Below are 597 nucleotides of genomic sequence, written 5' to 3' on the forward strand. Positions count from 1 at the left end.
AAACCATAATCCTGCAAGGAAACCGATGATGACGGTCGGCAGTGCTTCCATCAATTCAATGGACGGCTTAACCACTCGACGCATGCGTGGCGACATAAAATACGCCGTATAAATAGCGCCTAGCACCGCCAAAGGCACTGAAAACAGCATCGCAAACATAGCCGCTTTTATCGTGCCGAACGCAATCGGCACCAAGCTAAATTTGGCTTCAAAGTTATCGCTGGCCGATGTAGATTGCCATACAAATTCAGGCTCTGGATAGCCTTCGTACCACACTTTCTGCCACAGTGAAGAAAGCGAGACTTCAGGGTAAGAGTTATCGACCTCCGCCACCTTTAACGAGTCATCATTCCAAGTAATCAGATAGCGTTCATTGTTCGACATTGCCGCCACCGCAGGCGCTTGTTTATAAGCTCGCTTAAACAACACCAGTTTTTCACTGGTCGTGTAATGACTCTGAAGCGTACCGTTAGTGTAGAAACTGTAGAATCCTTTGCGGTGTGAATCCGGCAATAAGTATTTAAGTTCAGACGCTAATTTGAAGTCACGAATATGAGTTAAGGTTCGCTTATCATTTTGCAAAGTATCAAACCATTG

Annotated in this window: 1 pseudogene; it reads right to left on the reverse strand. The window is 45.6% G+C overall.

Features of this window, described 5'->3' with window-relative positions:
* Nucleotides 1-597 (reverse strand): annotated as a pseudogene (locus tag R7R78_RS27900) (phosphate ABC transporter permease); the annotation flags it as partial.

The organism is Vibrio sp. 2134-1, assembly GCF_033339495.1.